The organism is Bacillus sp. 0102A (assembly GCF_036765155.1).
GTDB classification, from domain to species: Bacteria; Bacillota; Bacilli; order Bacillales; family Bacillaceae; genus Bacillus; species Bacillus subtilis_G.
Genome location: NZ_JBAIZW010000008.1, coordinates 222415 through 236839, shown reverse-complemented (window position 1 = coordinate 236839; position 14425 = coordinate 222415). Strand labels below are relative to the sequence as shown.

16 protein-coding genes and 1 pseudogene are annotated in these 14425 nt (G+C 44.8%); 12 read left to right on the top strand and 5 right to left on the bottom strand.

Annotation, left to right across the window (positions count from 1 at the left end; translation table 11 throughout):
* Nucleotides 1-16: 16 nt before the first annotated feature.
* Both bsdC and V6D41_RS18305 read right to left on the bottom strand, forming a co-directional pair.
* Nucleotides 17-1438, bottom strand: coding sequence for a phenolic acid decarboxylase BsdC (gene bsdC, locus V6D41_RS18310; RefSeq protein ID WP_333519197.1), 1422 nt, complete (start codon nucleotides 1436-1438; stop codon nucleotides 17-19).
* Between the two features lie 2 nt (nucleotides 1439-1440).
* Nucleotides 1441-2055 carry a non-oxidative hydroxyarylic acid decarboxylases subunit B gene (locus V6D41_RS18305; protein ID WP_333519196.1) on the bottom strand — a complete coding sequence of 205 codons (615 nt, stop codon included), beginning with the start codon at nucleotides 2053-2055 and terminating at the stop codon, nucleotides 1441-1443.
* A gap of 91 nt (nucleotides 2056-2146) precedes the next feature.
* Here V6D41_RS18305 and bsdA point away from each other — a divergent pair, with 91 nt between their 5' ends.
* From bsdA to V6D41_RS18255, 10 genes are all read left to right on the top strand, one after another.
* Nucleotides 2147-3019, top strand: a complete 873-nt coding sequence (gene bsdA, locus V6D41_RS18300; protein ID WP_333519195.1) for a transcriptional regulator BsdA — start codon at nucleotides 2147-2149, stop codon at nucleotides 3017-3019.
* 115 nt (nucleotides 3020-3134) lie between these two features.
* A complete protein-coding gene (gene tcyA / locus V6D41_RS18295; protein WP_333519194.1) occupies nucleotides 3135-3941 on the top strand; it encodes a cystine ABC transporter substrate-binding lipoprotein TcyA in 807 nt (268 codons plus the stop codon).
* Nucleotides 3928-4632, top strand: coding sequence for a cystine ABC transporter permease TcyB (gene tcyB, locus V6D41_RS18290; RefSeq protein ID WP_148962972.1), 705 nt, complete (start codon nucleotides 3928-3930; stop codon nucleotides 4630-4632). Before tcyA ends, tcyB begins: the two co-directional genes overlap by 14 nt.
* A gap of 13 nt (nucleotides 4633-4645) precedes the next feature.
* Entirely contained in the window at nucleotides 4646-5389 is a 744-nt protein-coding gene (gene tcyC / locus V6D41_RS18285) for a cystine ABC transporter ATP-binding protein TcyC (RefSeq protein WP_333519193.1), read from the top strand.
* Between the two features lie 153 nt (nucleotides 5390-5542).
* The gene (locus V6D41_RS18280; RefSeq protein WP_333519192.1) at nucleotides 5543-6673 is read left to right on the top strand and encodes a Rap family tetratricopeptide repeat protein; all 1131 of its coding nucleotides are present in this window, start codon (nucleotides 5543-5545) and stop codon (nucleotides 6671-6673) included.
* Nucleotides 6673-6798 carry a hypothetical protein gene (locus V6D41_RS18275; RefSeq protein WP_333519191.1) on the top strand — a complete coding sequence of 42 codons (126 nt, stop codon included), beginning with the start codon at nucleotides 6673-6675 and terminating at the stop codon, nucleotides 6796-6798. The genes V6D41_RS18280 and V6D41_RS18275 overlap by 1 nt, the downstream gene beginning before the upstream one ends.
* 118 nt (nucleotides 6799-6916) lie before the next feature.
* Nucleotides 6917-7564: a YczE/YyaS/YitT family protein gene (locus tag V6D41_RS18270; RefSeq protein ID WP_333519190.1), complete on the top strand. Its 648-nt coding sequence runs from the start codon at nucleotides 6917-6919 to the stop codon at nucleotides 7562-7564.
* A gap of 117 nt (nucleotides 7565-7681) precedes the next feature.
* Nucleotides 7682-8677, top strand: a complete 996-nt coding sequence (locus V6D41_RS18265) for a permease (protein WP_442893083.1) — start codon at nucleotides 7682-7684, stop codon at nucleotides 8675-8677.
* 12 nt (nucleotides 8678-8689) lie between these two features.
* The gene (locus tag V6D41_RS18260; protein WP_333519188.1) at nucleotides 8690-9547 is read left to right on the top strand and encodes a TIGR03943 family putative permease subunit; all 858 of its coding nucleotides are present in this window, start codon (nucleotides 8690-8692) and stop codon (nucleotides 9545-9547) included.
* A 53-nt stretch (nucleotides 9548-9600) separates the two neighbouring features.
* Entirely contained in the window at nucleotides 9601-10275 is a 675-nt protein-coding gene (locus V6D41_RS18255; RefSeq protein ID WP_333519187.1) for a 4'-phosphopantetheinyl transferase family protein, read from the top strand.
* On the opposite strand, the gene V6D41_RS18250 is transcribed toward V6D41_RS18255, so the two are convergent.
* On the bottom strand, nucleotides 10270-11604 hold the full coding sequence (locus V6D41_RS18250; protein ID WP_333519186.1) for an aminotransferase-like domain-containing protein: 1335 nt from the start codon (nucleotides 11602-11604) through the stop codon (nucleotides 10270-10272). The two genes, V6D41_RS18255 and V6D41_RS18250, sit on opposite strands and share 6 nt — an antisense overlap.
* Before the next feature lie 124 nt (nucleotides 11605-11728).
* On the opposite strand from V6D41_RS18250, the gene V6D41_RS18245 reads away from it, so the two are divergent.
* Both V6D41_RS18245 and V6D41_RS18240 read left to right on the top strand, forming a co-directional pair.
* Nucleotides 11729-12667 (top strand): DMT family transporter, encoded by a 939-nt coding sequence (locus V6D41_RS18245; RefSeq protein WP_333519185.1) that lies wholly within the window; start codon nucleotides 11729-11731, stop codon nucleotides 12665-12667.
* A 53-nt stretch (nucleotides 12668-12720) separates the two neighbouring features.
* Nucleotides 12721-13278 carry a YcxB family protein gene (locus V6D41_RS18240; protein WP_333519184.1) on the top strand — a complete coding sequence of 186 codons (558 nt, stop codon included), beginning with the start codon at nucleotides 12721-12723 and terminating at the stop codon, nucleotides 13276-13278.
* A 14-nt stretch (nucleotides 13279-13292) separates the two neighbouring features.
* Here the strand turns inward: V6D41_RS18240 and V6D41_RS18235 are convergent.
* Nucleotides 13293-13463, bottom strand: a pseudogene (locus V6D41_RS18235) (MFS transporter); the annotation flags it as partial.
* Nucleotides 13464-13673: 210 nt separating this feature from the next.
* Nucleotides 13674-14399, bottom strand: coding sequence for a surfactin biosynthesis thioesterase SrfAD (gene srfAD / locus V6D41_RS18230; RefSeq protein WP_333519183.1), 726 nt, complete (start codon nucleotides 14397-14399; stop codon nucleotides 13674-13676).
* Nucleotides 14400-14425: the final 26 nt, after the last annotated feature.

Sequence of the window (14425 nt, the reverse complement as noted above, 5' to 3'; positions counted from 1 at the left end):
TCGAATCATCCTTTCCTTATTTGTTCATGAAGTCCATTAGTTTTTGTTCCCATTCTTTCGTTGTTAATGGTGAATCAAGCGGCTGTGAATAGTGGCCTCTTGTTTCTGGCGCAGCAGGTGTAGTAGCGTCAAGAATCATTTTGTGAGTGATTCCTGATGGGTTAGATCCCGGGTCAAGCGGCAGGACAGATAAGTCCGGGATGATGACCGCATCGTGTTTCGGATGCATTTTGGTGGAAAGCGCCCACATGACCTGCGGCAGGTTGAATGGATCGACATCCTCGTCAACGACAATGACCATTTTGCAGTAGCCAAGTCCGTGCGGTGTTGTGAGTGCGCGCATACCGACGGCTTTCGCAAATCCGCCATAGCGGGTTTTTGTGGAAACAATCGCGATTAAACCGTGTGTGTACATGGCGTTCACAGCCACAATTTCATTCGGATATGCTTCTTTTAACTGCTGATAAAGCGGCACACAAGTGTTAATGCCAATCATGTAATCGCATTCTGTCCAAGGCATGCCTAAGTATAAATGTTCAAAAATCGGATTGTTTCTGTGATATACGCGTTTAATTTTGATAATCGGCATGCTGCGGCCGCCGGAATAATGGCCTGTGAACTCACCGAACGGACCTTCATATTCACGTTCTCCGGCAATGATTTCACCTTCAAGCACCACTTCGGCGCCCCATGGAACATCTAGATCAGACAGCTTTGATTTCACAATGCGATATGGTTCGCCTTGAATCGCGCCCGCCATTTCGTATTCTGATTGATCATAAAGAAGCGGAGTCGATGCCGCCGTTGTAATGACCGGCTCACAACCGAGCGCAATGGTGACCGGAAGATTGATGCCGCGTTCTTCAGCTTGGCGCAGATGGACCGCAATATCGTGCTGCGGTACAGGCTGAATGCCAAGGCGGTCTTTTCCTTTGACCTGCATTCTGTAAATGCCGACGTTTTGTTTGCCAAAGTTGTCTGGATCTTCAAGATCGCGGGAAATGACACACGCTTTGTCTAAATAGTAGCCGCCGTCCCCTCGGTTAATTCTAAAAAGAGGCAGTATATCGAACAAATTGATATCTTCAGTGATTTCATTTTCATGAAATGGCGCTGTTTCCTCACGTTTGACCGGCATCGGAAACTGGTCATAACGCTTCGCGAATTCAAAAAACTGTTCTTTTACCGGCGTGTCTTTCGGCATGCCGAGCATCATCGCATGGTTCGGCCAGGAACCGATCACATTTATCGCAATTTGCGCGTTATTGTAGCCGTAAATGTTATTGAATAAAAGCGCTGGGCTTTTATCGCCAAGATTGCTGGCTGCTCGTGCCGCGGCCCCTAAATCCGGCTCCGGCTTTACCTCTTCATTCACTGTCAGCAGCTGTCCTTCTTTTTCAAGGGCAGCGAGAAATTCTCTGAAATCTTGATAAGCCATGATCAAGCTCCTCCTTTTTGTTTTTCAATCCCATTCCAGCGTTTCGCTTCAGGAAGGCGAATGCCGAATTGGTCCAACGTTCTGAATACAATATGGTCGACCATTTCCTCTAAGCTGCCCGGCTGATTATAAAATGCCGGCATCGGCGGAAGAATGATCGTGCCCATCTTCGTAAGCGCTAGCATATTTTCGAGATGAATCTGGTTCAAAGGCGTCTCTCTCGTTAAGAGGACGAGTTTTTTTCTCTCCTTGAGCATGACATCCCCCGCACGAGTCAGCAGATTATCCGCCATCCCGGTGCGAATGCTTGCAAGAGATTTCATGCTGCAAGGCGCAATAATCATTCCATCGGTATCAAACGATCCGCTTGAAATGGCTGCCGCCTGATCCTTATGCGAATAAGTGTATGTAGCCAGCTGTTCCACTTCTTTTAAGGTATAGCCTGTTTCGTGTTTGATCGTGACGTTCGCCCAAGGAGACACAACGAGATGGGTTTCCACTTCCGCAGCCTTCAGCCACTCCAGCAGCCTGACTCCAAAAATGGCACCTGTTGCCCCTGTCATTCCGACAACGAGTTTCACTTTGCCCCCTCCTTTACGCTTGAATTCTGCTTTCATTTCCATCATACTCCTGATATATCCATATGATAAATATCTGTTAAATCTATATTTAATACCCAAAAGGTATAAATGAGGAGGCGCTATTTTTTTGGACATTCGACAGCTTCGATATTTCATTACCATCGCCCAAGAAAAGAAAATCACATCCGCCGCCAAAAAGCTTCATATGGCGCAACCGCCTTTAAGCAGACAGCTGAAACAGCTAGAGGATGAGCTTGGTGTCATTCTCTTTGACCGAAATAAGAAAAAACAAATGACTCTAACATATGAAGGAACTATTTTTCTGAAAAGAGCGAAGGAGATTCTGCACAGGTTTGAAGATGCAGTCATCGAGGTACAAGAGCTGAAGGAGGAGGTAGCCGGCACGCTAGCCGTCGGTTCAACCATCTATTGCGCCGCTCTGATGCTTGAAAAAGTGACACAGATCAAAGAGAGATACCCGCACCTTACCTTTAATATTTGGGAGAATGAGCCCGCGACGCTGTTAGAATTACTGGAAAGCCGTCAAATCGATGCGGCTGTCACGACGACAATCATCAAAAGCGACACGATTCAATTCAAACAGCTTGATGACATTCCATGTGTGCTCGTGCTTTCCGATGAAGCCGGATATACGTGCGGAGACACCATTAAAATGGAAGACATCCCTTCCTTTCCGCTGATTCTGCTGCGGCCCGTCAACGGAAAAGGCGTCTATAATCAGGTCATGAATGAATTTCATCGTTTGAATCTGGAGCCGCGCATTGTTTGCGAATGCCACGATTCCGCCACTTTGCTCAGTCTCGTCTCATCCGGGTTCGGCGCTTCCATTCTGCCCGTCACGATGATTCCCGTTCATATGAGGAATCACGTTCATACCGTTCATATCGAAAACAATCCCTTTATTATGACACCGGCTGTCATGTGGAGAACAGACAGTTACTTGCCAAAACCGATACAGCAATTTTTGGATTTATTTTAAAAGAAATGGCCTTATGAAAACCAATTACTTGACTCATACTAAAAAAAAGTTATCCTTTAGATTTGTAAGCTAATTTTTTATTTCAATAAAATCAACCAGAAAAGTGGGGAATAAGATGAAAAAAGCATTTTTGGCTTTATTCATGGTCGTAAGCATTGCAGTGCTCGCAGCTTGCGGAGCAGGAAATGACAATCAGTCAAAAGACAACGCCAAAGACGGCGACCTTTGGGCTTCAATTAAGAAAAAAGGTGTGCTGACAGTCGGTACGGAAGGAACATATGAACCGTTCACTTTCCACGACAAAGACACGGACAAGCTGACTGGCTATGATGTGGAAGTCATCACAGAAGCCGCAAAACGCCTAGGGCTGAAAGTCGATTTTAAAGAAACACAATGGGACAGTATGTTTGCCGGCCTGAATTCCAAACGGTTTGACGTTATTGCCAACCAAGTCGGAAAAACAGACCGTGAAGACAAATACGATTTCTCTGATAAATACACAACATCAAGAGCTGTTGTCGTAACAAAAAAAGACAACAACGACATTAAGTCTGAAGCAGATGTAAAAGGAAAAACATCAGCTCAATCACTGACAAGCAACTACAACAAATTAGCTACAGATGCCGGCGCGAAAGTTGAAGGCGTTGAAGGCTTGGCACAATCCCTTCAGCTCATCCAGCAAGGCCGCGTCGATATGACATACAACGACAAACTTGCTGTATTGAACTACTTAAAAACATCAGACAACAAAAACGTGAAAATCGCGTTTGAAACAGGTGATCCGCAGTCAACCTATTTCGCGTTCCGCAAAGGAAGCGGCGAGGTTGTGGATCAAGTCAACAAAGCATTAAAAGAAATGAAAGAGGACGGGACTCTTTCTAACATTTCTAAAAAATGGTTCGGCGAAGATGTTTCTAAATAATCTGCCGGCATTGACGCTTGGCACGGCGATCCCGTGGGATCTGGTGCAGCAGTCATTCTGGCCGATACTTTCAGGGGGAATCTACTATACGATTCCCCTTACCATTCTTTCCTTTATATTTGGAATGATCATCGCGCTGATTACAGCGCTTGCCAGAATGTCGAAAGTGAGACCTTTAAGATGGGTGTTCAGCGTATACGTATCCGCGATACGCGGCACTCCTCTTCTCGTTCAATTGTTCATCATTTTCTATCTGTTCCCGGCTTTTAACATCACATTAGATCCATTTCCAAGCGCAGTGATCGCCTTTTCACTAAACGTCGGCGCCTATGCATCTGAAATTATCCGGGCATCTATTTTATCCGTGCCGAAAGGGCAATGGGAAGCCGGCTATACGATTGGCATGACCCATCAGAAAACGCTGTTCCGCGTTATTTTGCCGCAGGCGTTTCGGGTATCGATCCCGCCATTATCCAATACCTTTATCAGCCTGATCAAAGATACATCCCTCGCCTCTCAGATTCTGGTCGCTGAGCTGTTCAGAAAAGCCCAGGAAATCGGCGCGCGGAATCTTGATCAAATTTTAGTGATCTATATTGAAGCAGCCTTTATTTATTGGATGATCTGCTTCCTGCTTTCACTCGTCCAGCATGTCATCGAACGGCGTCTTGACCGCTACGTGGCCAAATAAGGAGGTTCCGAGTATGCTTACCGTTACAGAATTAAACAAATCATTCGGTGAAAATGAAATTTTAAAAAAGATAGATATGAAGATTGAAAAAGGGAAAGTCATCGCTATACTTGGGCCTTCAGGTTCTGGGAAAACGACGCTGCTCCGCTGCCTGAACGCGCTGGAGATCCCCAATCGCGGGGAACTTGCATTTGACGATTTCTCTATCGATTTCTCCAAAAAGGTGAAACAGGCGGATATCCTTCGGCTTCGCCGGAAATCCGGAATGGTGTTTCAGGCGTATCACCTGTTCCCGCACCGCACAGCTCTTGAGAACGTGATGGAGGGCCCTGTTCAGGTGCAAAAACGGAACAAAGAGGAAGTCAGAAAAGAAGCGATTCAGCTACTTGATAAAGTCGGATTGAAGGACAAAATGGATTTATATCCGTTCCAGCTTTCCGGAGGACAGCAGCAACGCGTCGGCATCGCCCGCGCTCTGGCGATTCAGCCTGAACTCATGCTGTTTGACGAACCGACCTCAGCGCTTGACCCCGAACTTGTCGGAGAGGTGCTGAAGGTGATCAAGGATTTGGCCAATGAGGGGTGGACCATGGCTGTCGTGACCCACGAAATCAAATTCGCCCAGGATGTGGCCGACGAAGTCGTCTTCATCGACGGCGGCGTAATCGTGGAACAGGGACCGCCGGAGCAAATCTTCTCCGCACCAAAAGAAGAACGGACGCAGCGGTTCTTGAACCGGATTTTGAACCCGTTGTAAAATTCCAAAAAAACCAAAACGAAAGCTGTTTTGGTTTTTTTCTTTTTTTAGATTGAATAATGCCTCCTTGAAGTTTGCGGTTTTTTTGCGGACAAGCGTCATATGGAAAATGATAGAATATTACATAAAAAGGATGAATAGGGAGGATGAACCATGGGTTCAGCAGTACCATCTTCACACGTAGGCGTTAAGATTAACGATTGGTATAAAATGATTCGTCAATTTAGTGTTCCTGATGCTGAAGTTTTAAAGTCAGAGGTTGAGCAGGAAATAAAGGCAATGGAACAGGACCAAGATTTACTTCTCTATTATTCTCTTATGTGTTTCCGTCACCAATTGATGTTAGATTCCTTAGAACCGCCAGAAAAGAAATATGAGCGACCAAGCTTCTCAGAACTGCTTGAGAAAATTGAAAATCAACAAAAAAGGCTTACTGGCCTTCTTAAATATTATTCATTATTTTTTCGTGGAATGTATGAATTTGATCAAAAAGAATATATCCAGGCAATCCATTATTATCGAGATGCCGAACAAGAGTTAAACGAAGTTACAGATGAAATCGAAAAAGCAGAATTTCATTACAAACTAGCTGATGCTTATTATCAAATCGACCAACATTATGTTTCATTGAATCATCTAACAATTGCCAAAAGTTTATTTGAAGGCAATTGTTTTTACAAAGTTAAAGTTATCGGATGCAATATGATGTTTGGAGCAAATATGTATGATATGCACCGTCTCTCTGAAGCTGAAACATATTATCAAGAAGCTTTACACATGGCTGAACATTTGAAAGGGAAACAAGCAAATAGGATTATCGGAGTAATCCACCACAACTTAGGACTTGTATCAGCAAGAGGTAGAAATCTAACAGGTGCTGAGTATTTTTTCAGAAAAGCATTAGAAATGAAAGATCACGTGAACACAGCTAATGGCATTAGGACATTATATATGATGGCAAATGTGCTTTATCAATCTTCTAAACCGGAAGAAGCGCGTTTATTTTATCAAAAAGCATTAAAACTAGCTTTGCATTGTAATGAAGAAGAATATAAAGCAAAATTAACAATCATTTATTCAATTTATGAAGAGTATAATGAGAAAGAAGTGGAGCAGAGCCTTAACTATTTGGAAACGAAACGTTTATGGTCTGAATACGCCGAATTAACAGAAAAAATAGGTGATTTTCATTTTGAGACAGGAAATTCTGCCGAAGGGAGGAATTTCTTAAAGAGGACTATTAATGCCCAAACTCAAATACTAAAAGTTACGGAGGCGCTATAATGAAAAAACTTATTATTAGCACCGGTTTGATTGGTTTCCTTTTTACTGGTTTATTATTAAATGCAGGATCATACGCTAACGAGTCAGGCTCATTTCAAGTAGCAGAAAAGGCAATAAATATTTAAACCAAAACAGGGCTGCCGCAGCCCTGTTTTTTTGTTGATCCCCATTCGCCTATTCCGCCCTTTTGTCAGATGTGCTACAATGACACTCGACTGATTTTTACGAAAGAAGGGACCTCACGTGAAGCGAGAACTTGCGCTGCGCTGGACATTTTATTTTGCCGGTTTGATCATTTTGGCTTTTGGTGTATCCTTGACGATAAAAGGAAAAGCACTCGGCATAAGTCCGTGGGATGCATTTCATTACGGCCTGTTTCAGCACTTCGGGCTTACCGTCGGCCAGTGGTCCATCATTATTGGAGCGCTCATCGTCGGATTAACGTCATTGTTTACGAGGGTTTGGCCAAAAATTGGCGCAATCCTGAACATGGTGCTCATTGGTGTTTTTATAGATTTTTTCAATTTTCTCCTGCCTGCCCCCTCCACTTATACGGGCTCCGTCATTGTCTTCTCTCTCGGCGTTTTGCTGATCGGCTACGGGGTCGGTGTTTATGTATCAGCAGGCCTTGGCGCGGGGCCGCGTGATTCACTGATGATGCTGATTACAGAAAAAACCGGCTGGAATGTGCAATGGGTGCGGAACGGCATGGAAATAACAATTTTGTTTGCGGCTTGGGGCATGGGCGGCCCGATCGGGGTAGGTACTATTTTGACCGCCATCCTCACCGGTATCATTTTGCGCTTTTCATTGCCGCAGTCAATTCAGCTTCTGAATTATGCTGTGGCAAGGCGGACAGCCGCTGTTAAAGCATCTCCGCCTCTGCATTAATCTTTAAACGGACCAGTTCAATGGCCCGTTTTTTTGTTTTCACTCATGTTTTGCAGGCTTGTCTCATAGATTGGTACTATCTCTGATGAAAGAGAAATACTAGAGACGGAAGGTATCATGATGGAAGCTCTCCAACACTTTGCAAGACGCTCCTTCAGCATATTGCTCTTTTTCTTTTTACTGTACTGTTTTATTTTGCTTGAACCTAATAAGCTGTCTTTTTCTATTCCGGTTTCACTGCTGAATGTGAATACCATTTTCCTGAGTATTTTGCTAGAATCCATTCCATTTATCATGCTCGGCATCTTTTTTTCTTCTTGCATTGAATTCTTTGTCTCAGATGAATGGATGACCAAATGGATCGTCAAAAACCCGTATGGCGCGATAGGGTCCGCTGTCGTCATCAGTATTCTTTCCCCTGTATGTGAGTGTGCTGTCATTCCGGTGGTGCGCCGGCTCATTCAAAAAGGGCTTCCGCTTCACGTCGGCGCTGTTATCTTAGTTGGAGCCCCTATATTAAATCCGATTGTCATCCTCTCCACCTACTATGCCTTCAGCAAGCATTTGGAAATTGTGTACGCGAGGATTGGGCTCGCCTTCGTCATTTGTATCATAATCGGGCTCATGATGTATTGGATATTCGGAAACAGGAACATGCTGAAACCACATAAAACAGATAACTTGCCGGAACACAGCCAGCAGCAAGGAAAACGCTTGAAACCTATCGTCACCCATGCTGTTGAAGAGTTTTTCGATATGGGCCGCTATTTGATCATGGGCGCATTTATCGCCAGTCTGTTTCAAACGTTTTTAAACCGCGGATCTCTCGCTGAGCTGGGGACAAGTGACCTGTCTGGTTCCGCTGTCATGATGGGATTGGCATTTGTCCTGTCACTTTGCTCACATGCGGATGCGTTTGTCGCATCTACTTTTTCAGGCACCTATTCTCACGCTTCCCTTCTCTCCTTCATGCTGTACGGCCCGATGTTAGATTTAAAAAATACGTTTGTGTATGCTTCCTTTTTTAAAAAACGCTTTGTGTTTGTATTTTTTGTTGTCATTTCAGCTTCAGTTCTTGCAATCGCCTGGCTGTATGGTTTGATTACCTCATAAAGGATGAGTGAGTTGAGACAAAATAAACCGTATTCTTTTGATGCTGTTGTGCGGGGGCTTTTATTAATCGGCTTTGCTTTAATGGCATTTAAACTTTATCTGACAGGGCATATTTTGCATTTCATTTCTCCGCGTATGCTTTGGTTTACGAAGTTCTTTATTGTAGCTGCTTTTGCGCTTGGCATACTGTCATTGATCTGGAGAAAACAAGATAGTCCGCACGTGTGCTGCGCATGTGCAAGCAGTCAAACACATTCTCCGTCTCACCCATGGCTGTACAGCTTTTTTCTGATCCCTATCATGTCTGGTTTCCTTTTTCCTAACCATGTGCTGACAAAGGAAGTCGCACAGAACAGAATCTTCTCAGCAAACAGTGCCAAGAGCCCGGAAGAGATGAAATCTGATGCTCAAACGCAATCCTCTGGTGAAGCAGGGACGGCTGCGGTACTGCCAAGCGGGTATGAAAAAGAACTGGCGCGGGAGCTGGAGGGGAAGGATGTCATTCCGATTTCAGATAAGTATTATGTTCCAATCGTCAATCTATTGCTGGAGAATGCGGAAGCGTATGCAGGAAAAGAGATCGGCATGAAAGGATTTGTCTATTTTGATGAACAGCTAAATCACTATATCGTTGGACGTTACGGTATATCCTGCTGCATTGCGGATGCCGCGGTTTACGGACTGCCGGCTTCTTTCTCAGAAAATAATGAGATAAAGGAAGGCGACTGGGTTCAGATCACTGGAAGGCTTGCTCTATTCCATAAAAACGGCGAACAGCTTCCAATCGTTTCTGTAACACATGCGGAAACGATCAATACGCCCAAAAACCCCTATGTATATGAGATCATCGAGGATCTTACTCCGAAGTAAAACAAAATATGATAGGATAGTTTTGACAATCTTTTGCAGACGGAGGATCTAGAATGAAGATTTACGGAATTTATATGGACCGCCCGCTTTCACAGGAAGAGACTGAACGGTTCATGTCATTCGTATCACCTGAAAAACGGGAGAAATGCCGGAGATTTTATCATAAAGAAGATGCTCACCGCACCCTGCTGGGAGATGTGCTCGTTCGCTCAGTCATCAGCGGACAGTATCAGCTGGACAAAGCCGGTATCCGCTTCAGCCCGCAGGAATACGGGAAGCCCTGCATCCCTGATCTTCCTGACGCCCATTTCAACATTTCGCACTCCGGCCGCTGGATCATTTGCGCGTTTGATTCACAGCCAATCGGCATCGATATTGAGAAAATGAAACCGATCAGCCTTGACATCGCCAAACGCTTCTTCTCAAAAACAGAGTACAGCGATCTTGTAGCCAAAAACAAAGACGAGCAGACAGACTATTTTTATCATCTATGGTCAATGAAAGAAAGCTTTATTAAACAGGAAGGCAAAGGCTTATCGCTTCCGCTTGATTCCTTTTCGGTGCGCCTGCATCAGGATGGACGGGTATCCATTGAGCTTCCGGACAGCCATTCACCATGCTATATCAAAACCTATGAGGTGGATACCGGCTACAAAATGGCCGTATGCGCTGCGCACTCTGATTTCCCTGAGGATATCACAATGGTCTCGTACGAAGCGCTTTTATAGATGGCTCATCAGCAGCTTGACACCGCGTTCAATTTCTTCCGTTTTCACATTGGAAATATTGATTTTTAATAGATTTTCTTTTGGATAATCTGATAAATAATGACGATCTATCGCCTCAAGGAGAACCCCTTGTTGTTTCAGCCTTTGCATCACCCTTGAGGCCGGCAGATCGGGAGGAAGCACCAGATGGGTATGCATGCAGGGCGCCTGCCCGCTGGAAAACGCAAAACGTCCGCTTCCCAGCTGTCTGTGCGTTTGAATGGCTTGATGAAGCCTCATTGATCGTTCTTTATAGGATTCTCGGATTTTGTCTTTATGCCGGCTGAACATTCCGCTTTTGATATAAATTTCTAACGCTGCTTGAGAAATCACAGAGCTGTCGATGTCGTTCAGCTTTTTATACGTGTGAAACGTGTCAGTCAGCGCATCCGGCAAAACAGCGGCCCCTACGCGAAGGCCTGGAAACATCATTTTTGAGAAACTTTTTAGATAGATGACATGCGAGGACAGATCATATGCGTACAGCGGATCTGCCTTTTTGTTTTCCTCCAGATCACCGAGATAATCATCCTCAACGAGATAGACATCATACGTTTCCGCCAGTCTCACAAGCTCTTGTTTATCACGCTCTGACAAAGAGCAGCCAAGCGGGTTATGGAAGCGCGGCATCGTATAAAACAATTTGATCGATTCTGTCTGAAACAGCCGCTCAATCTCGGTGATATCAAGCCCCTCTTCCGTTCTTTTCACTCCGATGGCGGGTATCCCAAGCGCCTCAAGCTGTTCAACCATCAAATGATAGCCAGGCTGTTCAATGGCAATCTTCTCTTTCCCATTTGGAAATGGCATGGCGCAAAGCAGGGATAATGCCTGCTGGACACCTGATGTAATGAAAATGTGCCGTTCGTCCGCAAATACCTGCTGATTGGCCAACAGTTTTTGGAGTACACGAATAAGCGACGGAAGCCCCTTTGGCGTCCCATAAATAAACAAATCGTTTTTGTATGTATCAATCGCTTTGTTGATACAGTGTTGAAAATCAAGATACGGAAACACATCGGGGTCCGGCGCCGATGTCACAAAGTCGATGGGGCCCGGCTGCCCGCTTTTTAAATTTCCCATCTTTTTCACAATGTAATAGCCGCTTTTTGGAACGGAATAGATGAGGTGGCGCTTTTCGAGCTCCTGCAGCGCGCGGATCACTGTGCTGTTGCTGACTTGATAGCGGGCTGACAGCTGTCGGATGGACGGAAGCCTGTCTCCTTCTTGATATGCGCTGCTTTGCATCATCTCCTCTATCCTCGTCAATAGAGTCATATATTTCTCCATGCGTTCTCCCCCTGTTTTTGTACCGGTACAGTTCATTGTTTTTCTCATTGTACCCTTCTGCTCACAGCCATACAATAAAAGGAGCGACCGGCGCTGCAAATCAGGTAAAGGAGCACCTTCCATTATGTTTAAAAATCAGCAAACCTCCGCTTATATGGCGGCTATCTTATATTCGTTCATTATCGGTTTATCCTTTTTATTTGTAAAAATCGCACTGCAAACAGCCGAACCGTTTGATATTCTCGCGCACCGGTTCACCATTGCGTTTGCCGCGGCCACTGTACCCGTCTTATTCGGCTGGGTAAAGCTATCAATCCGTGTAAAAGACGTCATTGCCATTTTGCCGCTCGCCCTGCTGTACCCGGCGTTGTTTTTCAGCTTTCAGGCATTCGGCCTTGTGTACTCGTCCTCCTCTGAAGCGGGAATTATTCAAGCAGCCATTCCGATTTTCACAATGGTCTTAGCCAGTTATATATTAAAGGAACGCTCCACGTGGATGCAGAAGGGTTTCACCGTTTTATCCGTTGCCGGCGTTATGTTTATTTTTGTGATGAAAGGCGTTGACGTGGAATCAGCGAGCTTAAAAGGATCTTTGCTGATCCTTTTGTCAGCTTTGTCCTCCGCGATGTATAATACCGCCGCCAGAAAAATGACGCAGCGGTTCAAGCTGACCGAGCTCACCTACATCATGTCAGCGATCGGCTTTGTCGTCTTTAACGCCATCGCCCTTGTGCGCCACAGCGCGGCGGGAACTGTCGGCACTTATTTCCAGCCATTCCGGGAACCCGGCTTTGTTCTCGCCATTGTGTATCTGGGCGTGCTGTCTTCACTCGTCACTTCGTTTCTGTCCAACTATACACTTTCGAGGATTGAGGCGTTTAAAATGAGCGCTTTTAGTCATGTGTCCACCATCGTGACGATGATTGCGGGCGTGGTGATTCTAAACGAAACTCTTGCCTGGTATCATCTTGCTGGAGCCGTTTGTATTATGATCGGCGTGGTGGGGAGCAATACGAATCTGCAGAAAAAGACAAATCGCCATAGGGCTCCTGCAAAAAAATGAGAAATTATGCTAGACTGGTAGGAAAAACATGGTTTGAGGTGTAAGGTTACCGTATGATTCAATATGCTAGTGAAAGTATCAATCTTCCAGGAGAAATTACTTTTAAAGACGTAAGAGAAATCTTTTTTTATCAACTCGGAAAAATCTCATTCTATTACTTTCTGTTGTTTTGCGCCATTTTTGCTGCAGTTCATTTCATTAACGGATGGCCCCGTCTCGTTTATGGCAGCGACGCGCTTAACTTGTTTATGAATAGTATTTTGATTATCGTGATGTCAGTTCTGTTTACACTGCTGCTCCTCCTTCTTCTATATGTAAAGTTTTCTAGAGCATACAAGAAGAACGAACGGATTAAATCCAAAAGAACGTATACCCTCAATCAAGAAGGAATCCGTATATGTTCTAAAAAGTATGACCTCATTTTTCATTGGAATGAAATCACGGCTGTTTTCGAATATAAGAATATCTTCCGGATCAATACATCCAGCAGCCAATATATTGCGATACCAAAACATTTTTTTCATTCCAAAGAAGAGATGAACAGATTCCGAGGAATTATCCTTAATCATACCGAAACAAAAAAAGTAAAATTCAAAAAGGATCAGCGCTGACAGTGCTGGTCCTTTTATATTGATTGATGCGTTTCTTTTGCCTTCTGTTTATCTAAAAACGGCACCAGCTCTATTCCAGCCGATACACCTGCAAACACGATGCACACAACAACAATCAGCAGATAATCATGGGCCATGTCAAAAAACAACCCGCCCGCATACACACTGAGAGCCCCAGCGATCCGCCATTGGCAGCATGAAAAATTGAAAGGAAATTCTGAATGAGTTCATTCCTATGGCCAAAACAAACGTAAACAGCAATACAAATCATTCATCCTAGGGACGCGCTCATGTTTCGGCTTGCCTTTGTTTGAATATTGTGATTATTGCGCCATGAAAAAATTCCCGCTTCTCGAAAAAAAAGCGGAACAGCCAGCGCTGTCCGCTTTTGATCATCACTGAATGATCGGATGCTGATTCAATATCGCAAAAATTCGTTCTGCCACTTCTTCCGTATGTGACAGCAGAAACATGTGCCCGCCGCCAAATTCATGGAACTTGATGTCTTTCGCCCACTTCTTCCAGCCTTCCGCATCCCTCATGCATTTTTCATCATCAAGCCCGTTAAAGACATGAACAGGTGATTGGATTGGGGTTACATCGTGAAGCTCAAATTGTTCAAGAGCCCGATAATCCGATCTGAAGGAAGGCAGGAAAAAGGACATGACTTCCTTGTTTTCAACAAGCTCTGCGGGCATCCCGCCTAATTTGATAATATGATCAAGAAACTGATCATCAGGCAGATGGGACACTTTCTTCCGCTGTATATGAGGCGGCTGTATCGCTGAAATGATAACTGCCTGCGGAAAGATGCCTTCACGCTCCAGCTTTTGCGCCAGCCTGAAGGTGATCATTCCACCCATACTGTGTCCAAACAGCACAAAAGGCCGATCAGGACGAAGATTCAATTCTTGTTTGTACAAATCGCTCAGCTTTTCGAGATCCTCAATGGCTGATGTTTGATTTGTGCCGTGTCCTGGCGGCTCGGCAGCGAGCATCTCACATTCCCCTTGCAAAAAAGCATGGAGAGGGCGAAACGATGCCGAGTAGCCGCCGGCAAATGGAAAACAGATGAGCTGCGTTTTTTCCGACGCATCAAAGGATTTGAAGAGTTGGCTCATGGCCGTCTCCTCCTTTCATCACTTCA

Bases quoted from the DNA above. Each gene is read 5' to 3' on its own strand.
- bsdC (WP_333519197.1), bottom strand. From the start codon at position 1,438: ATGGCTTATCAAGATTTCAGAGAATTTCTCGCTGCCCTTGAAAAAGAA.
- V6D41_RS18305 (WP_333519196.1), bottom strand. From the start codon at position 2,055: ATGAAAGCAGAATTCAAGCGTAAAGGAGGGGGCAAAGTGAAACTCGTT.
- tcyA (WP_333519194.1), top strand. From the start codon at position 3,135: ATGAAAAAAGCATTTTTGGCTTTATTCATGGTCGTAAGCATTGCAGTG.
- tcyB (WP_148962972.1), top strand. From the start codon at position 3,928: ATGTTTCTAAATAATCTGCCGGCATTGACGCTTGGCACGGCGATCCCG.
- tcyC (WP_333519193.1), top strand. From the start codon at position 4,646: ATGCTTACCGTTACAGAATTAAACAAATCATTCGGTGAAAATGAAATT.
- V6D41_RS18280 (WP_333519192.1), top strand. From the start codon at position 5,543: ATGGGTTCAGCAGTACCATCTTCACACGTAGGCGTTAAGATTAACGAT.
- V6D41_RS18275 (WP_333519191.1), top strand. From the start codon at position 6,673: ATGAAAAAACTTATTATTAGCACCGGTTTGATTGGTTTCCTTTTTACT.
- V6D41_RS18265 (WP_442893083.1), top strand. From the start codon at position 7,682: ATGATGGAAGCTCTCCAACACTTTGCAAGACGCTCCTTCAGCATATTG.
- V6D41_RS18255 (WP_333519187.1), top strand. From the start codon at position 9,601: ATGAAGATTTACGGAATTTATATGGACCGCCCGCTTTCACAGGAAGAG.
- V6D41_RS18250 (WP_333519186.1), bottom strand. From the start codon at position 11,604: ATGGAGAAATATATGACTCTATTGACGAGGATAGAGGAGATGATGCAA.
- V6D41_RS18245 (WP_333519185.1), top strand. From the start codon at position 11,729: ATGTTTAAAAATCAGCAAACCTCCGCTTATATGGCGGCTATCTTATAT.
- V6D41_RS18240 (WP_333519184.1), top strand. From the start codon at position 12,721: ATGATTCAATATGCTAGTGAAAGTATCAATCTTCCAGGAGAAATTACT.
- srfAD (WP_333519183.1), bottom strand. From the start codon at position 14,399: ATGAGCCAACTCTTCAAATCCTTTGATGCGTCGGAAAAAACGCAGCTC.